The following is an 18,970-nucleotide window of genomic DNA, read 5'->3' on the forward strand; positions in this document are numbered from 1 at the left end:
GCCACCGCCCCCGCCGCCGCCGCCGTCCTGCTTGGCGTAGTACGCGGACCAAGCGGCTGCGGACATGCAGCGGCCGTTGTCATCGGGGATGCAGGTCCCCGAGGCATCGGAGTGGTCGACGGGGTTGTTGTTGGCGTAGGCGTAACTGTTCCAGGACTGCGGGTCGCTCTCGTTGAAGATGGGGTCGACGGAGAGGAAGCGGCCCGTCTTGGGGTCGTACTGGCGGGCGCCGAGGTTGGTGAATCCGGTGCCTTCGAGGGTGCCGCCGACGAAGCCCTTGTCGCCGGCCCAGGCACCGGGGGCGGGCTGGGTTCCGCGGGCGTTGCCGAACGGGTCGGTGGGGCGGCGAGTCGTGCTGAGGGTGGCAGCGTCGAACTGGACGCCGTTGGTGCCGTGGGGATCGGACGCCTGGTAGTAGAGCTTGCCTCCGCCGGCGGCGGTGGTGCGGGTGACGGTCAGGCCGCCGGGCGCCGCGTAGTAGCGGGTGTTGGACAGGGCGTGGGTGTTGGTGTCGAGGGTGACCTCGTCGGTGCCGATGTTGAGCGTGACCTTGCCGGGGGTCCGGCGGATCAGCTGACTGCCACTGGCGTCGTAGAGGTAACTGGTGTCCCCTGAGCTCCCGGTGTCCTGGATCTTGGAGATCTTGCCCTGGTTGTCCCAGGTGAGGGTCTTGGTGCCTGCGGTGTCGGTGATGGAGGTCGTGTTGCCGACCTCGTCGTACTGGTAGCTGGCGGTGGTGCTGGTGCCGTTCACCGTGCTCTTGGAGGTGAGCAGGGCGTGCGGGCCTCCGGTGCCGCCACCGGTGTTGGGGGCGGTGGTCTTGGCATTGGGACCGGTCGCGAAGGTCTGGTCGACCGTCTTGTCCTTGGTCGTCACGCCGGTGGGGTCGTGCTGGACGAACTTGGTGCGGTTACCGGTCAGGTCGTAGGTGTACGACTGCCAGTACGGGGACGGCCCGCCGATCCGAGAGGTCGCGGTGCCGGCGGTGGGCTCGACCGGGTTGGTGCAGCCGCCGATGCCCTGCACGGAGGGTGCGGGGGCAGTGGTGGTGGTGCCCTTGTCGGTCCAGGCCGCGTTCAGTCGGCCGAGGTAGTCGTAGGTGAAGCACTGCAGGTCCGTCGCGGTGCCGTCCTGGACGTCCTTGACGGAGGTGAGCGAGCCGGCCTTGTTGTAGGTGTAGTTGAGCAGGTCGACGTGGGTGGTGGTGGAGGTCTGCTTGTCCAGGGTGGACTGCACGACCCGGCCGCTCCCGGCGTCGTAGAGCTGGGTGGAGACGACCTGGGTGCCGTACTCGCCGATGGTGGTGCGGGTCGGGCGTCCGAAGACGTCGTACTGCATGTCCTGGACGAGGTAGTCCAAGCCGCTGGAGGTGGTGAAGTTCCCGTCGACGTCGTAGGAGTTGCCGACCGTCTCGGCGCCCAAGCCGCCGATGGCGGGCATGGTCAGCTTCTTCGGCAGACCGAGGACCGGGCTGTAGGTGCTCGACCAGGTGTAGGTGCCGGCGAGTTCCTTCTCGACCGAGGGAATGGTGACCGAGTTGCCGGTGGGGCGGTAGCCGCTGTCGTAGCCGGTGACGGTGCTGGTGTAGGCCGCACCGGCGGTGCCGCCGACGTAGCGGGTGGAGGAGTCGGGCTTGCCCTTGGCCTTGGAATCGTAGGTCCAGGCCGCGGTCTTCTTGGTCAGGTCGTTCGTGTCGGTGCCGTCGAACTGCCCGGTCTTACGACCAAGCAGGTCATAGGTGAAGCTGACCGACCTACCACGAGCGTCGGTCGTGCTGGCCAGATGACCGGCGGGGTCGTATGCACTGGTGGAAGCGCCTGCATCCGGGTCGGTCGAGCCGGTGAGCTGGCCGAGCAGGTCGTAGGAGTAGGTCCACTGGTGCGACGGGTTGCTGCTGTCCTTGCGCCAGGTCGGCTTACCCGCGACATCATGGCCGTAGGTGGTGGCGTCGTAGGCGCCGGTCGGCGTATTGGTCTTGTACTGCCGCACCTCGACCGTCGTACCGCTGGCGTCGGTGATCGAGGTGGAGCCGTAGCCGCCGGTGGGCGGTGTGGTGTCGGTGCGGTCGGCGCCGAGGTAAGCGACGGTGGTCCGCCACTGCTCCTGGGCGTAGGACATGCTCTTGGCGGCGGTCACCCGTCCCAGACCGTCGTACTCGTTCCAGGTCTGGGAGGGGACCTGGGAATCCTGCGGCAGGAAGACGGTCGCGACCGGCCCGGAAGAGTTGTTGAAGTAGGACGGGGTGGCCTTGATCTGCCAGCCGTGGGAGTCGAACTCCGCCTCGGAGATCAGCCGGCCGACCTGTCCGTAGGCGGGCATGGCCTGGGTCTGGCGGATCCGGCCGAGGCCGTCGTAGATCTCGATGCTGGTGGTGTAGGAGCCGTCCTCGCGGATGCTCTGGCTGGTCACCGTGGACGGCGCGTTGGCGCCGTTGAGCGCGTAGGCGAACTTCCGGTTGGGCGTCTGGGTGGCCTTGTCGCGGCCGGGCTGCCAGACCGAGATCAGGCGTCCGAGCGCGTCGTAGGCCTCCTCGGTGACGTGGTTGTTCTCGTCGACGGCCTTGGTCGGTGTGGCCCGGCCCGGGTCGACCGTCGTGACGGACTTCCAGCCGAGCGCGTTGGTGACCTCCAGGCTGGCCGGGAGTTCGCCGGTGGCGGGAACGTAGACCGTGGAGGTCTTCGCGCCACCCGGGTGGGCGGTGTCGGTGCGGTTGGGGTCGGTGCTGGCGGTCTGGCGGCCGTACTTGTCGAACTCCGCCTTGACCGTCGTCTTGTAGTTCGCCGAACCGTCACCGTTGTAGGAGGTGAGGACCCGGGTCTCGGTCTGGTTGGCCTCCGTGCCGATCGTCCCGAGTGCCTGACCGTCGTAAATGGTCAGCGTGTCGGCGATCGTGGTCGTGGTGGACGGCGTCGTGGAGCAGGCGCCCGCCACCGTCAGGATGCGGGAGGGCATCTCCACGAGAGCCGTGTTGGCACCGGTCGCGTACGTGGTGGTGGTGCACTGCTCCTGCTCGGCGACGTGCGCCAGGTCGCCCTTGACGTCGACGGTGACGACGCGTCCGGCGTGGCCCTCGTCGTAGCTGACGTCGCGTTCGGTGGTGCGCCAGGAGCCGTCCGACAGCAGGGAGCGGTTCTTGACCTGACCGGTGTTGAGGTAGCGCGCGGTGACCTTGGGCAGGTTGCCGGGCTGGGTGTGGGTGGCGGTGATGCTGGACATCCACGGGGTGGACAGCTCACCGCCGACGACCTTCGCGTTCGCCGCGTCCGAGTCGAAGTTCTGGGTCTCGCGGACGAAGCCGGCGAGTTCCTCGGCATCGGTGATGCTGGAACCCCAGGTGTCGGTGACCTGTCCGCCCATACCGCGCAGGAAGGTGGCGACGGACTTGGTCCTCGGACCGTCCGAGCCGCTGCCGGTGGTCGTGGTGACCGTCTGGTAGCCGCGGAAGTTGTCGTAGGTCCGGGTGTCGTCGTCGGCGAACTCGGAGTCGTTGCGGTGCCAGGCGGCACCGCCCCCGTAGCTGTACTCGGTGATCTTCGCGACGCCGGAGGTGACCAGCGACTGCTCGCTGACCGAGGAGACCAGGATCTTGTGGAACCAGTCGTCGACGGGCTTGGCGCCCGGCGCGGAGCCCGGCGGCACCCACTTCACCGGCGAACACGCCATGGTGTTGCTCTCCGGCGAGGCCGGCATGGTGCCGGCGGTGCGGGAACACTCGACCGGCTTGTAGCCGATGTTGATCCGGCCGCCGGTCTCGGTGACGATCTCGTCCATCCGCGGGCGGTTGAACTGCGGCGCCACCGGCACCAGCCCGTCCACCCGGTTGGCCATCTGCTTCGCCTTGAAGGTCACCGCCGGCAGCGCGATACCGCTCTGCCCGTTGGAGCCGGTGCGCTGGATCGAGGCCAGCCACAGCGTCGGCGAGGTACCGTCACCCGGGTCCGAGAAGACCTGGGTCAGCGCCCACGTGTCCACCACCCGCGCCGCGCCGCCGACCGTGATCGAGGTCTCGACCTTGGTGAGGCGCTTGGAGGTCCAGAACGACGGGCCGTAGTTGGTGCACTTTCCCGACGAGGCACACGCCTGGTCGACCGGGGTGTCCGGCCAGAACGACTGGTTCGCGACCGTGCGCTGCGCGTCCGTGCAGGTGATCGAACCCGACGCGAAGCACCGCTCCGAGGTCGTGAACGAGATCTTCTCGGCGGGCTTGAGCGCGCCCTTCGCGGCGACCTGCTCGGCGAGCTGCTGCCCGTAGGCGATCTCCGCCACCGTCGAGTAGCGGTCGTACGCGGTCAGGGTGCCGGTGCCGTTGTTCTGGCCACCGCCGCGGGCGTAGTAGTTGCCCTCCTTGGCGTACTTGTACGAGATCAGGTTGCCGTGCAGGTCGACGATGTAGTCGAGGTTCCACTGCCAGCCCATCTGGCACCAGGACGCCAGGCCGGTGCCCGAGCTGTAGCAGGGGTCACCGGACTTCGGCGAGTACACCGGCACGGTGTTGACCGAGTTCGACGCCGGGTCGGTGCCGTCGCCACCGGGCAGGTGGTTGGCGCCGAAGAAGTACTGGGTGCCGTCGGTGGTGGTGACCTTGAAGCCCTCACCGTTCCAGGCGCCGTTGTTCAGCCCGGTCAGCGGCGTGATCTGGGTGCCGTCGTCACCCTGCAGCCGCAGCACGCCCGAGGTGTCGTCCTTGACCACCGTGCCCGAGTGGCCGGCCAGGTTCAGCGACAGCGACTGCCCCGCCCAGCACTCGTCACCGGACATGTCGATGCCGGCCTTCATGCACGGCTTGTACGACCGCGAGATCGAACCCGCCGAGTAGTCCCAGCCGTCACCCAGCCACGAGGACTGCGAGTTGGTCGACGCCGTCCGGCCGTCCACCGAGGACGAGTCGTAGCCCAGCATCACGCTCGGCGCCGCACCACCCAGGGCGGACGGCATGTCGAAGGTGTACGAGTACGTGAAGTTCCCCGAGTTCGTCCCCGCACTCCACTGCGCCGACGGCGAGATCGGCGTCGCCGCGAACGAACCCATCGAACCCGACGACGACGCCTCCGCCGCCAACACCGTCGCACCCGAAGAACCGGCCGAAGCCGACTCCACGAACGCGGCCCGGACCACCGAACCGCCGTCCTTCGCGACCGCGTTCGTCGCACCCGACGCGGCCGGGAGCTCGACCTTGGCGGTCACCTTTCCGGTCCGCGCGTCCACCGAGGAGTCCACCGGCGTCCGCTGCTGGCACTCCGCCTTCTCCGGCGTCTCCAGCGCACAGGCCGGCAGCTGCACCAGCCGCGCACGGTCCGCCCAGGTACCGGCACCCACCAGCGCCGCGACATCCACCGTCACCTGCACCGGCAGACCCGACTTCGCAGCGGGAGCCTCGGCAGGAGCCGCGTTCTCCAGACGCACCACCGGACCCGACTCGCCCGCCGCCCGGGCCTTCGACTCGTCGACCAGCGAGACCTTCACGGACGGCAGCTCCGCCGGATCCGCGCCGCTCTTCGCCGACCCCAGATCGGTCAGGTAGACCGGCAGATCACCGGCCTTCACCTCCGCCGGACCACCCGACGAAGGGGCCGCCCCACCGGACAGCTTCCGCGCCGCGAGCTGCTCGCCCGACACCTTCGGCAACTTCACCGTCGCCGAGCCGGCCTTCACCCCCGGCCGCGTCGAGGACTTCCACTCCTTCGGAACACTCGCATCGGCCTTACCCGACCGCGAATCCCCCTTCCCCGAAACAGACTTCGTCTCACTCAACGCCGTATTCGGCGGCGTCCACACCTTCGGATGCGGCCGACGCTCCGCCAACGCCTCGGCGGACGGAGCAGCCAACAACGACATCACCACAGCCAGAAGCGTCAACAACCCCACGCCCCGCGACCGGCCCATCAGCCAGCGCCAGAGTGGGGAGCGCGCGTACCAAGCCCCCACGAACAAGCTCCCATATCGGTTCAGAACGCAGCACAAATGACGCCCCGACGATCGTCGGCACGTCAGATGCGGACAGCACACGGAGAGGTGCGCTGAGCGACATGAAATCTAGAGCTCGGTTAGCGCACGCCACTATGGGCGATCAAGGATTTTTGCCAGGGTTTTGCATGAGTAATCCACTAAAAAGGGCAATGCATGACAACCCATCAGCCAAGGGGACATCTACCCGGCTCGGCAGCCAAATCGTAGCCCCGGTGGCGCATCGCACACTCCCATCCCAGTTGAAGATCGCCACCAACTACCGCCACATCAAGCACAGTTGGAAATTCAGCCGTGGTAAATTCCAGAATGCGAGACAATTGTCATGGGCACCAAAATCGACCCACCCTCGCGGCGCCGAACATCATGAGTTCTCCATACAGGGTATGGATCCACCTTTCGTGGCATAGCGATCGGACGCGGGCGTCCCACCCTTAGGGTCGGAAATCGCCCAATTCGGAACCCCTCATTTCGCCGTACGAACGACCATTAATCGGGCAAGGCAGGTCAAGTCGAGGTATCGGCTTGACCCTCATATCACCGACACTGCATCGTTCCTGACCGAACGCCTGCGTGAAAGAGGCAGGCCTGTGGGAGGGAACCCCGGATCTCCATGTCCGCCGCAACATCTTCGAGTGGCCTTCCCCGGTCACGCAGAACCAACGGCAGGGGCCTGCTCGGCCGCGCCGCGATAGCCGTGACGACGGCCATCGGTCTCACGGTGCTGTCGTCGCCCGTCACCATGGCCGCCACAGCGACGCCGACCCCGACCCCGTCCGGGAGCACCGCCCCGGCCCAGGCCGACCAGAAGCCGGCCGACAGCGCGACGGGCAAGGCGATCCACGATGCGCTCGCGAAGGCGAAGGCCACCGGGAAGCCCGTCACCATCGACGCGCTGACCACCGAGAGCAGTGAGAGCGTCGCCAGCCCCGACGGGCACACCGTCACGGCGAACACCCACGCCCAGGACGTGCGCACCAAGCGCGACGGCGGCTGGAAGAACCTCGACACCACCCTGCGGACCGGCTCGGACGGCACCCTCGCCCCGGCGGTCACCTCCCAGGGCCTGACCCTCTCCGGCGGCGGCACCGGCCCGCTGGCCACCATCACCACTGCGGACGGCAAGAAGCTGTCGGTCAGCGCGCCGTTCGCGCTGCCCAAGCCGACCCTGGACGGCGCCACGGCGACCTACGCCTCGGTCCTGCCGGACGTGGACCTCCAGGTCAGCGCCCTGCCCGACGGTGGTTGGCGCGACGTGATCGTGGTCAAGACCGCCGCGGCCGCGGCCGACCCGCGTCTGAGGACCCTGCACTTCCCGGTGAAGGCCGCGGGCCTCAAGGTCGCCAACGACCAGGCCGGAAACGTCTCGATCACCGACGAGAACGGCAAGGAGCGGATGCACGCTCCCACCCCGTTCCAGTGGGACTCCGCGGAGGTCGCCCCGCCGGCCCCGCAGCTGAAGTCGGCCAAGGCCGCGCCGAAGTCGCTGTTCGCCGCCCCCGGCGCCGTCGAGCGCAGGTCCGCGACTGAGAAGTCCACGGCCAAGGACCCGGGTGACGGCGCGACCGTCTCCACCATGGCGATCAAGGCCACCGAGACCGGCATCGACCTGACGCCGGACCAGGCGACCTTCGGCAAGGGCGCCGGCCCCTGGTACCTCGACCCGACGGTCAGCGCCAACGCGACCCGCCAGGTGAACGCCCAGGTGCAGGAGAACCACAAGGACACCGCCAACGTCAACACCCTCAGCAGCCTGGGCATCGGCTACTGCGGCTACTCCGACTGCACCGGTTACGGTCGCTACCGGTCGTACTACCAGCTCGGCATCCCGTCGGTGCTCTTCTCCGACAGCTCCCGCGGTACCGCCACCATCTCCAGCGCGACCATGTACGTGCCGGTGAACAGCGCGGCCGCCCCGGGCACCAACTCGCCGATCAACCTGTACGACACCCCGCAGTTCTCCGGTACCACCACCTGGAACAACCAGCCCTGCGGCACCGGCAACATGAACGGCTGCAACAAGGTCGGCACGTACTGGATCACCGGCACCGGTACCATGAACTACGACGTGACGTGGTGGATGCAGCACGCCGCGGACAACAGGTGGAACAACTGGACCGTCGGTTTCGCCCCGGACAACGAGGGCGAGAAGCTCTACCGCCACCACCTGGGCGCCGACCCCAACATCGCGATCAACTACGACATCACGCCCACCATCTGGTACCCGCGTACCACCCCCACCCCCGGCTACAACGCCGACCCGGTGATGGGTGACACGCACAACGACTGCCAGACCCCGGGCGGAGCCGCCTGGTACCAGCCGGGCTGGGTGGGTGCCAACCAGAACATCTACCTGCACACCAGCAGCTGGTCCCCGATCGGCACGGGCCTCGACACCACGTTCCGGATGTGGGACGACAACGACTCCAACGCCGGCCAGACCCCGCACACCGGTCCGATCGGCAGCTACAACGGCGACGCGGCGGTGTCGGTCGGCGGGCTCGCCGACGGCCACCGCTACGGCTGGACCGCCAACGTCAGCGACGGGTGGCTCACCTCCGGCGAGACCCCGTGGTGCTACTTCCGCGTCGACAAGACCGCGCCGGCCGTCACCATCAGCTCCACCGACTTCCCGGCCAGCGGCACCCTGAACGTCGTGCCGAAGAAGAAGGTCCGCGAGTCCGGCACCTTCACCGTCACCGCGACCGACCCGGCACCGGCCAACGGCCTGGCCGCCTCCGGTGTCGCCTGCACCCGCTGGACCACCGACCCGACCCCGGTCACCGGTTGGTCCTGCAACGACGCCGGGGTCATCAAGGGCAGCACCGGCACCTTCAACTTCACGCCCACCACCTGGGGTACGAACATCCTGTTCGCCCAGTCCATGGACGTGGCCGGCAACTACAGCCAGCCGTTCCCCTACACGTTCTACGCCCCCTGGGACCCGGTGACCGGCGCTGCCGTCCCCGGCGACCTCAGCGGTGACGGCCGGGCCGACCTGCTCCAGGCCGACGGCGCCGGCAACCTGCGCGTGATGCCGGCCGACACCGACCCGACCATCGCCCAGGCCGCCCCGCTCGGCCTCTCCCCGCTGAACGGCACCGTCCCGGTCGGCTGGCAGAACGTCCAGACCACCCACCGCGGCGCGCTGCGCTCGATGGGCGTCGACGACGCCTTCGCGTGGACCAACGTGACCGCCGAGATGGCGAAGAACCTCTACCTGTACCAGAACAAGGGCGACGGCACCTTCAAGGACGCCGGCGTCCTGACCAAGCCCACCACCTGGGCCGACCCGGTCACCGGCGCCACCCTCCCGTCCGCGCCGGCCGGTTGGACCGGCGACTGGTCGAAGACCACCCAGATCCTGGCGCTCGGAGCCCTCAAGGCACCGGTCAGCTCCTCCGACAGCATCGCCAGCAAGAACCAGACCTCCCTGCTCGCCGTCGAGAACGGAAACCTCTGGCTCTACCGCGCGGACACCACCAACAGCCTGGACGCCGCGGCCGTCAAGGTCTCCGGCACCGGCAACTGGGCCAACTTCGACCTGATCAACCCCGGCACTGCCAGCGGCACCGCTCAGCCCACCCTCTGGTCCCGCGACCGTGCCGACGGCACCCTCCGCGCCTACGACATCAAGGTCAAGACCGACGGCTCGGGCACGCTCGATCTGAGCGCCCTCGCCGACCCCAAGGGTGCGGCCGCCCGTACCATCGGCACCTACACCGTCGCCAAGTACCCGCAGATCGGCGCGGCCGACGCCACCAAGGACGGCATCGCCGACCTCTGGGCGATCGACACCAACAAGCACCTGCAGTTCTGGACCGGCAAGACCAGTGGCGGCACCACCGCCACCCCGGTCTCCTCCTTCGACACCAACTCCAGCGATCAGGGCGACACCCGCGCGCCCGTGGACCGCATCGCTCTGTCCACCAGCTCCGGCGGAATCACCCAGGACGCCTACGGCAAGACCCCCGGCACGGTGAAGGGCGGCGTCACCTTCGGCGCCGACACCGTCAACGGCAAGGCCACCAACGTCGCCAAGTTCAACGGCACCGACGGCGAGATCGACTTCAACAACCTGAAGGTCGACACCACCAAGTCCTTCTCGATCTCCCTCTGGACCAAGGCCGACCAGCTCACCGATGGTGTGGTGATCAGCCAGGACAACACCCAGGACAGCGGTTTCATGGTGTGGCCCGCCACCCTCGGTGACGGCTACGTCAACTGGCACCTGGGCATGTCGGTCGAGGACAGCGGCGCCTGGCCGTACGACACGACCAACCTGCGCAATGCCGCGGCCCGCGTCCGCGTCGGTGAGTGGACCGAGCTGACGATCAGCTACAACAGCGTCACCAACCAGACGACCCTGTTCGTCAACGGCGCTCTCGCGTCCACCGGCTACCACTCGACCAAGCTCGCCCCGGCCGGCTCGATCGTGCTCGGCCGGTACAAGTACCAGAGCAGGGCCAACAACTTCTACAGCGGCAGCATCGCCGACGTCGTGATCAACGACTACGCGATCACCCCGGGCAGCCTGACGGGGCCGATCGTCTCCGACGCCGCCAAGGCGAAGTGCATCGACGACAACAACAACAGCACCACCAACGGCACCGTCATCCAGGTCTGGGACTGCGTCGGCGTTGCCGCCCAGCAGTGGACCGCCCAGCAGGACGGCACCGTCCAGATCAACGGCAAGTGCATGGAGGCCACGGCCGCCGGCACCGCAGCCGGCACCAAGATCGAGCTGTGGGACTGCAACGGCGGCGCCCACCAGAAGTGGCACATTCGCCCGGACGGATCGCTTCTGAACCCCAACTCCAACCGCTGCCTCGACATCCCCAACGTCAACGTCGCCAACGGGAACCAGCTCCAGCTCTGGGACTGCAACGGCACCAACGCCCAGCGCTGGCTCACCCGCCCGCTCGGCTGACCTGACGCACCGGTCTGTCCGGGCCCCTATGTGGGCCTCCCGCAGGTAGCCGGCGGCCGGCCCTCGGACACAGCTCGAACGTGTCCGAGGGCCGGCCTCTGTCTGTCCTCCGGCCCGGCGGACGCCCTAGCAGAGGTTTCCGTCCGCAGCCGGGCCGGACCGACCGCTCAGTCCACGGCCCTACTCCTCGTTCGCCGTCCCTCAGACCAGCCGGCGGGCCGCCGCCCAGCGGGTCAGTTCGTGGCGGTTGCTGAGCTGGAGCTTGCGCAGGACCGCCGAGACGTGGCTCTCCACCGTCTTCACCGAGATGAAGAGCTGCTTGGCGATCTCCTTGTACGCGTAGCCGCGGGCGATCAGCCGCAGCACCTCGCGCTCGCGCTGGGTGAGGCGGTCGAGGTCCTCGTCGACCGGCGGGGTGTCGGTGGCGGCGAAGGCGTCGAGGACGAAGCCGGCCAGCCGGGGCGAGAAGACCGCGTCGCCGTCGGCGATCCGGAAGATCGCGTTGACCAGGTCGGTGCCGGTGATGGTCTTGGTGACGTACCCGCGGGCGCCGCCGCGGATCACGCCGATCACGTCGTCGGCGGCGTCGGAGACCGACAGCGCCAGGAACCGCACCCCGCCCGCGTCCCCCATCAGCGGCGCCGAGCGCCGCAGCACCTCGACCCCGCCGCCGCCCGGCAGGTGGACGTCGAGCAGGACCACGTCCGGCCGGGTCTCGGCGACGACCTGGACGGCCGACTCGACGTCGTCGGCCTCGCCGACCACGTCGATGCCGGTGAGCTCGGTACGCCCGATCTCGGCCCGCACCCCGGTGCGGAACATCCGGTGGTCGTCCACCAGCACCACCCGGGCGGTCCGCTCCGGTCCGGCTGCCACGGCCTCGGCCTCAGACATCTGCTCTCTCCATCTCCAGCTCGACCTCGGTGCCGCCGTCCGGCGCCGGGCGCACCTTGGCGGTGCCCCCGTTGCGCCTCATCCGGCCGATGATCGACTCCCGTACGCCCATCCGGTCCTCGGGCACGGTGTCGGGGTCGAAGCCGGGGCCGTGGTCGCGGACGAACACGGACACCGTCCGCCCCTCGACTTCCGCGTACACCTGGACCGGTCCCCCGCCACCGTACTTGGCCGCGTTGACCATCGCTTCCCTCGCGGCCTGCATCTGCGCGGAGATCTTCTCATCCATCGCGCAGTCGCCGACGCAGACCAGCTCGACCGGTACGCCGTGGCGGTCCTCGACCTCGGCGACGACCTGGCGGATCCGCTCGGCCAGGGTGTCGGGGGCGTCCTCGGCGGCGGCCTCCGGACGGTAGAGCCACAGCCGCAGTTCGCGTTCCTGGGCGCGGGCGAGCCGCAGCACCTCCTTGGCGTCCTCGGCGTTGCGCTGGATCAGGGTGAGGGTGTGCAGCACGGAGTCGTGCACGTGCGCGGCGATCTCGGCACGCTCCTGGGCCCGGATCCGGGCGGTGCGCTCGGCGCCGAGGTCCTGCCACAGCCGCAGCGCGTACGGGCCGACCAGCACCAGGACGCCGGCCAGGACGGCGAGCGAGGCCTCGATCACCGACCCCAGGGTGGAGCTGCTGTCCTGGAGGACCAGGAAGGCGATGATGCCGGCCACCACCAGCAGCACACCGCCGACCACCCGGGTGTAGGCGCCGCGCCGCCGGGTGGCCTCCTCCAGCCCGAACCAGCGCTGCCAGCGCGAGTCGTCGGCCTGCCGCCAGACCAGCGCCACGCCGACGCCGACGATCAGCAGCGGCCAGACGTACGGCTTGGCGGTCTGGATGTGCAGGGCGCTGAGCAGCGCCATGATGCCGACCACCAGCAGCAGCAGCGCGAACAGCTGGCCGACGCCGCCGCGGCCGGTGGCGCCGTTGTCGGCCGTCGCGCCCGGCGCCGCCGCCTCACCGGGGCCGCCGACGGCGGGCTCGCCGTGGAAGGTGCGCTGGAGCAGGTCGCGCAGCCGCCCCGGACCGGGCCGGCGGCCCTTGGTCAACTCGGCGCTGTCGCCCGGCTCGTCGGCGCCGACCCGGACGAAGCCGCCGTCCCGGTAGATCCAGCGGGTGGCGCTGCCGGGGGCGGGTTCGCCGATGCCGATCGGCACCACGAACCAGAACGCGGCGTACAGCAGCACCCCGATGCCCTGCGCGAAGAACAGCAGGACGAAGGCGACCCGGACCCAGGTGACCGGCAGGCCGAGGTGGACCGCGAGGCCGTGCGCCACGCCGCCGAGCATCCGCCCGTGCGGGCTGCGGTACAGCCGGCGGTAGGGCGGCGGCGCGGCGCCGGCCGCGGCCGGGTCGGCGCCCGTCGTCGACCGGTCGTCGGGAACGGCGGACGGGGTCGCGGGGGGCTGGGGTTCGGTGCCGGGGGCTGCCACGCCACGAATGGTCACATGTACGCGGGTGCGGGCGCATCAGGGTAGGGCCCTGAGTGCCGTATCAGGGGGAGTTCAGGGTCGGGCCCGGGCCGTCCGGGCTTGGGCCGGGGAGGCGGAGCCAGCAGGATGGTGGCCATGACGGACGAGCAGAGCACGGGGGCGGCCGACGCCCCGCCGGAGGGCGCGCCGCGGCCCCCGTTGACCCGCAGTGACCGGCACCGGGTGGTGGCCGGGGTGTGCGGCGGGCTCGGCCGGCATCTGGACATCGACCCGGTGGTGTTCCGGGTGGTGGTCGCGGTGCTCTGCCTGACCGGCGGACTCGGGCTGTTCCTGTACGGCCTGGCCTGGCTGATCGTGCCGCGCGAGGCGGACGCCGACGGGAGCGGGCGCACCGAGTTGCAGCGGGTGCTGACCGGGCGGGTCGACGGGCAGTCGGTCGGTGCGGTGCTGCTGACGGTGATCGGCATCGGGGTGTTCTTCTCCTCGATGGGCGACGGCGACCAGCTCTTCCCGCTGATGCTGCTCGGCGGCCTGGTGTTCCTCGCGGTCCGCTACGACCCGGAGCGCCGTCGCCGGGCGAGGGGCCGGGGCCGGGCGGACCGGCCCGGCGGCCCGTACGACCGGTCGTACGACGGACCGGAGGACCGGCCGGACGACCCGGACGGGCAGCTCGGCGCGGCGGGGTGGCGGGGGCGCTTCGGCGAGAACTTCGGGGCCGAGGACTTCAAGGCGCAGTGGGCCGAGCGCCGCGGCCTGATGCAGGAGCACTGGCGGGCGGCCCGGGAGGAGCACGCCCGCGCCAGGGCGGCCGGGACGGTGCCCGCCGACACCCCGCCGCCGGGGCCGAGCGGCTACCTGTGGGACCCGCGCCATCCGGAGCGCAATCCGTACGGGCAGGGCCCGGGCCGGGGCGGCCCGCCGGGCGCCGCCGCGCGGCCCTGGTGGCAGCGGGCGGACCTGCCGGAGGGTGATCCGCTGCGCAAGGCACCGGCGGACCGGCCCTCGGCCGGGGCGCCCGCGGTGCGCGACCGGCGGCCGCGGTCCTTCCTCGGGCCGCTGGGCCTGGTGGCGGCGGTCGGGGTGGGCGGCGCGGTGTGGGCGGCCGGGCAGGACCACGGCGACGGGGCGCGGGTGTCGGCGGTCCTGGCGGCGGCGCTGCTGGTGCTCGGGCTGACCATGCTGGTGGGCGCGAAGTTCGGCCGGGCCAAGGGGCTGGTGGTGCCGGCGCTGCTGCTGACGGTGGCGCTGGCCGGGGTCGGGGCCACCGACGCCCGGGTGCGGACGTCCTTCGGGGACCGGGAGTGGGCGCCGGCGTCGGCGGCCGAGCTGCAGCCGCAGTACACCCTCGGGGCGGGCGACGCCGGCCTGGACCTGCGCGGCCTGGACCCGGCCGGGGCGACGCTGGAGAGTTCGGTCCGGGTCGGCGCGGGCCACCTGACGGTGCTGCTGCCGCCGGACGTCGACGTCCGGCTGCGGGTGAGCAATCTGATCGGCGACGTCCGGCTGCCGGACGACGAGCACCTGTCGGGCGGGGACAACGGCCGGGAGCTCGAGCTGCACCCGGTCGGCGGTCGGGCCTCGAAGGGCACGCTGGATTTGAAACTGGTCCTGGGTGTGGGTGACATGAAGGTGGTCCAGGGATGAGGAAGCACCGGCTCGATCCGTTCTCACTGATCTCGGGGGCGCTGTTCACCGTGGTCGCGGTGGTCTACCTGGTGTCCTCGCTGAACAACGACGCGGTGGACGGGCGGATCGTCGTCCCGGTGACCTTCATCGTGCTCGGGGTTGCGGGGCTGGTCGGCGCGGTGGCGGCGATGGCGCGGCGCGGGCGGCCGCAGCGGCCGCCGGTGGCGCCGCCGCCACCGCCGGACCCGGAGCGGTGAACGCGAGCGGGGACGGGCGGCCGGTCGGCCGCCCGTCCCCGCTCGCGTCGCGCTCAGCTCTGGACGGGGCCGAGCTCCAGCTGGTCGCCGTTCTTGGTGACGCTGTACTTCGGCAGCGGCTTGGTGGCCGGGCCGTTGACCACGGCGCCGGTGGCGGCGTTGAACCGCGAGCCGTGGCAGGGGCAGTACATCTGCCCGTTCTTGGGGGCGTCGACGGCGCAGCCGGAGTGGGTGCAGACCGAGGAGAAGCCGCAGTACTGCCCGGCGGAGGGCTGCACGATGTAGACCGCGTCGCCGCTGGCCGGGTCCTTGACCTGGGCCGAGCCACCGACCGGGACGGCCGCGGCGGCGACGGTGACCTTGGCACCCGAACCGGAGCCGGGAGCCGTGGCACCGCCCGGCGCGCCGGTGGCGGCCCCGGGGCTCTGGACCGGGGTGGCGGAGGGGACGGGCTTGCGGTCGCGGCCGAAAGTCGCGGTGAGCGAACCCGACAGCAGTCCGGCGCCGCCGATCGCGACGGCGGCGATCCCGCCGTCCAGCAGTGCCCGGCGGCGGACGGCGTTCTCGTCCAGGCCGCGGGCGCGGTCGCGGCGGGCCCGGGCGGCGAGGTAGCCGTCGATCGAGAAGAGCGGGGTGCCGGCCAGCACCAGCGGGGTCCAGGCCATCAGGTAGGCGAGGTCGTTGCCGTAGTAGTACGGCGAGACGTTCCAGCTGACGGTGAGCCAGAGGGTCAGGCTGATCAGCGCGCCGCCGGCCGCGGCGAGCCGCCCCCAGAGGCCGGCCAGCGTGCCGAGGCCGACGGCCAGCTCACCGAAGGCGATCAGCAGCGCGAAGACGGTGGGCGCGTGCACGGCGGGGCCGAGCGCCCAGCCGATCGGGCTGGCGGCCCGGACGGCCTCGGTCTGCGCCAGGAACGAGGCCGGATCGCCCGCGCCCGCCAGGTAGTGGGCGTCGGAGAGCTTGTCGAAGGCCGCGTACACGAAGGTCACGCCCAGGAAGAGGCGCAGTGGCAGCGTCGCGTAGCGTGTGCCGGCCTCCTTCCACCGGGTCAGCTGTGCCGGTCTGCCCGACTGTTCCGGTCCGCCATGCCCCGCCGTCATGCCGATGCCTCTCGCTCATTTCCCGCCAACTACTGACAGGTTCGGTCCGATTCTGCCCGCTGTTGCACGTGTTCCGCGGCAGGCCCCTCGACAGACGGCCGCGCCGCCACTCCCATACGTACGGAAGCAGCGGCGCGGCCGTTCAGCTCAGCGGGAGATTACTCCCACTCGATGGTGCCCGGGGGCTTGCTGGTGCAGTCCAGCACCACCCGGTTGACGTCCTTGACCTCGTTGGTGATCCGGGTCGAGATCTTGGCCAGCACCTCGTACGGCAGGCGCGACCAGTCCGCGGTCATGGCGTCCTCGGAGGAGACCGGGCGCAGCACGATCGGGTGGCCGTAGGTGCGGCCGTCGCCCTGCACGCCGACGCTGCGGACATCGGCCAGCAGCACCACCGGGCACTGCCAGATCTCGCGGTCCAGGCCGGCCAGGGTGAGCTCCTCGCGGGCGATGGCGTCGGCGTCGCGCAGCAGGTCCAGGCGCTCCTTGGTGACCTCGCCGACGATCCGGATGCCGAGGCCCGGGCCGGGGAACGGCTGGCGCTGGACGATCTCCTCCGGCAGGCCGAGCTCCTGGCCGACCATCCGGACCTCGTCCTTGAACAGCTTGCGCAGCGGCTCGACGAGCTGGAACTCGAGGTCCTCGGGCAGGCCGCCGACGTTGTGGTGGGACTTGATGTTGGCGGTGCCGGTGCCGCCGCCGGACTCCACCACGTCCGGGTACAGGGTGCCCTGGACCAGGAACTCCACCGCGGGGCCCTCGTCGGCGATGATCTCGGCCTGGGCCTGCTCGAAGACCCGGATGAACTCCCGGCCGATGATCTTGCGCTTCTCCTCCGGGTCGCTGACGCCCTTCAGCGCGTCCAGGAAGCGCTCCTCGGCGTCCACGACCTTGAGCTTGACGCCGGTCGCGGCCACGAAGTCCTTCTCGACCTGCTCGGTCTCGCCCTTGCGCATCAGACCGTGGTCGACGTACACGCAGGTCAGCCGGTCACCGATGGCGCGCTGCACCAGGGCCGCGGCGACCGCGGAGTCCACCCCGCCGGACAGGCCGCAGATGGCGCGCTTGTCGCCGACCTGCTCGCGGATCAGCGAGACCTGCTCGTCGACCACGTTGACGGTGGTCCAGCTCGGCGCGATGCCCGCGCCGCGGTACAGGAAGTGCTCCAGGATCTGCTGGCCGTGCGTGGAGTGCAGCACCTCGGGGTGGTACTGGACGCCGTACAGGCGGCGCTCGTCGTCCTCGAAGGCGGCGACCGGGACCACGTCGGTGGAGGCGGTGACGGTGAAGCCCTCGGGCGCGGCCGAGCAGGCGTCGCCGTGCGACATCCACACCGACTGCTCGGCGGGGGTGCCCTCGAAGAGGGTCGAGCCGCTGCGGCTGACGTGCAGCGGGGTGCGGCCGTACTCGCGGGCGCCGCTGTTGTCGACGGTGCCGCCGAGGGTGATCGCCATCAGCTGGAAGCCGTAGCACATGCCGAAGACCGGGACCCCGGCCTCGAAGATCGCGCGGTCGAGCCGCGGGGCACCCTCTTCGTAGACCGACGAAGGGCCGCCGGACAGGATGATCGCCTTGGGGTTCTTGGCGAGCATCTCGGCCACCGGCATGGTGCTCGGCACGATCTCGCTGTAGACCCTGGCCTCACGCACCCGGCGGGCGATGAGCTGGGCGTACTGGGCGCCGAAGTCGACCACCAGGACGGTGTCGTTCTCGGCAACGGACTGGTCGGGAAGAGCAGATGACACGGACGGCCTTCCGGCATGGGTATCAGAAGGTGTCGCGCGCCACACGCCCCTGACAGGGTGGCGACGGCGACGGGCGGGGGTATGCCCCCGAGTCTACCGGGCGGCCCGAACGCTCCCGGTTCACCCGCTTGCCGCCGGGCCCCGCCGTGACCACCGCGGCCGGCGGATCGTTGCACCCGACGACCGCCCGGGCGCGGCGCACCTCCCAGGTGCGGCGGTGCCCGCACGGTCGGCAGGACCACGCGTGGAACTCATCTCCAGTCCACCGGCGCGCGTGGCGGGCCCGGCCCGCCGTGGGACCGCACGCCGGTGCAGTGGCCGGAACAGCAGGGGACAGCGACCCGGCCACGGCTGACCGGCAAGGGGGCGGCGGAACGGTACCCGGGGACGCCCGGCGCCGCCCGCCGCCCTCTCGGCGGCTCATCCGCCCCGGCGCACTCCCCTGTGCGCCCCCTGCTTGCAACTACTACGCAGAGTAGTCGACGGCTCGGTCCCCCGGCCGCCCCACCGGCCCCGCACGACGGCCTCCCGGCGGCCCCGGCGCGCGGTGCCGCCCGAAATTGGACTGTGCCGAACTGTGTCGAATCGGTTGCACAGTAAGGCCTCCGTCCAGCACGATGCTGGTTGTGGGGGTTGGCCCGGACACCGTGGACGACGGTGGCGGGCCGGCGGCCCGCAGCCCTCGTCCGCCCTGCGGCGGCACCGGTCCGCGGATCACGCTCCGTGAGGACGGGCCCTGCCCCGCGCCCGTGCGCCGCCCGCCCTGCCCACCCGCGCAGGCGCGCCGGCGCCGCCCACGAACCATCCGACCCGACGGCGCTCTTCCCCCGGCGCCGTCAACCCAGCACCGGTGCCGCCCTGACGCCGTGTGCTGAGCGACAAAGGGCCCCGTTCCCCCGCGGGGCCCTTTGCCCTGTCCGGCCGGGGTGCTCCGGCTCAGGCGCCGGTGGGCCGCCGGGACGCCTCGTGCG

Annotated in this window: 9 protein-coding genes; 4 read left to right on the plus strand and 5 right to left on the minus strand. The window is 70.8% G+C overall.

The window, feature by feature from the left end; translation table 11 throughout:
- The coding region (locus tag AA75_RS19105; protein ID WP_233289090.1) for an RHS repeat domain-containing protein at positions 1 to 4,935 on the minus strand (4,935 nt) is incomplete at its 3' end.
- Between AA75_RS19105 and AA75_RS52095 the strand changes: the two genes are divergently transcribed.
- Positions 4,934 to 5,521, plus strand: coding sequence for a hypothetical protein (locus tag AA75_RS52095; RefSeq protein WP_233289091.1), 588 nt, complete (start codon positions 4,934 to 4,936; stop codon positions 5,519 to 5,521). The two genes, AA75_RS19105 and AA75_RS52095, sit on opposite strands and share 2 nt — an antisense overlap.
- Before the next feature lie 1,185 nt (positions 5,522 to 6,706).
- On the plus strand, positions 6,707 to 10,894 hold the full coding sequence (locus AA75_RS19110) for a ricin-type beta-trefoil lectin domain protein (protein WP_233289092.1): 4,188 nt from the start codon (positions 6,707 to 6,709) through the stop codon (positions 10,892 to 10,894).
- Positions 10,895 to 11,095: 201 nt separating this feature from the next.
- On the opposite strand, the gene AA75_RS19115 is transcribed toward AA75_RS19110, so the two are convergent.
- Both AA75_RS19115 and AA75_RS19120 read right to left on the minus strand, forming a co-directional pair.
- A complete protein-coding gene (locus AA75_RS19115) occupies positions 11,096 to 11,788 on the minus strand; it encodes a response regulator transcription factor (protein ID WP_033821322.1) in 693 nt (230 codons plus the stop codon).
- A complete protein-coding gene (locus tag AA75_RS19120; RefSeq protein WP_233289093.1) occupies positions 11,781 to 13,151 on the minus strand; it encodes an ATP-binding protein in 1,371 nt (456 codons plus the stop codon). The genes AA75_RS19115 and AA75_RS19120 overlap by 8 nt, the downstream gene beginning before the upstream one ends.
- 255 nt (positions 13,152 to 13,406) lie before the next feature.
- On the opposite strand from AA75_RS19120, the gene AA75_RS19125 reads away from it, so the two are divergent.
- Both AA75_RS19125 and AA75_RS19130 read left to right on the plus strand, forming a co-directional pair.
- Positions 13,407 to 14,915, plus strand: coding sequence for a PspC domain-containing protein (locus AA75_RS19125; protein ID WP_035980770.1), 1,509 nt, complete (start codon positions 13,407 to 13,409; stop codon positions 14,913 to 14,915).
- Positions 14,912 to 15,154, plus strand: a complete 243-nt coding sequence (locus AA75_RS19130; protein WP_033821323.1) for a hypothetical protein — start codon at positions 14,912 to 14,914, stop codon at positions 15,152 to 15,154. Before AA75_RS19125 ends, AA75_RS19130 begins: the two co-directional genes overlap by 4 nt.
- A 53-nt stretch (positions 15,155 to 15,207) precedes the next feature.
- Here AA75_RS19130 and AA75_RS54025 read toward each other — a convergent pair whose 3' ends face one another.
- Both AA75_RS54025 and guaA read right to left on the minus strand, forming a co-directional pair.
- Positions 15,208 to 16,254, minus strand: a complete 1,047-nt coding sequence (locus AA75_RS54025) for a Rieske 2Fe-2S domain-containing protein (RefSeq protein WP_063794396.1) — start codon at positions 16,252 to 16,254, stop codon at positions 15,208 to 15,210.
- A 158-nt stretch (positions 16,255 to 16,412) separates the two neighbouring features.
- On the minus strand, positions 16,413 to 17,999 hold the full coding sequence (gene guaA, locus AA75_RS19140) for a glutamine-hydrolyzing GMP synthase (RefSeq protein WP_033821324.1): 1,587 nt from the start codon (positions 17,997 to 17,999) through the stop codon (positions 16,413 to 16,415).
- Between the last annotated feature and the right edge of the window lie 971 nt (positions 18,000 to 18,970).

The sequence above is a fragment of the Kitasatospora sp. MBT63 genome, assembly GCF_000710465.2.
Taxonomy (GTDB): domain Bacteria; phylum Actinomycetota; class Actinomycetes; order Streptomycetales; family Streptomycetaceae; genus Kitasatospora.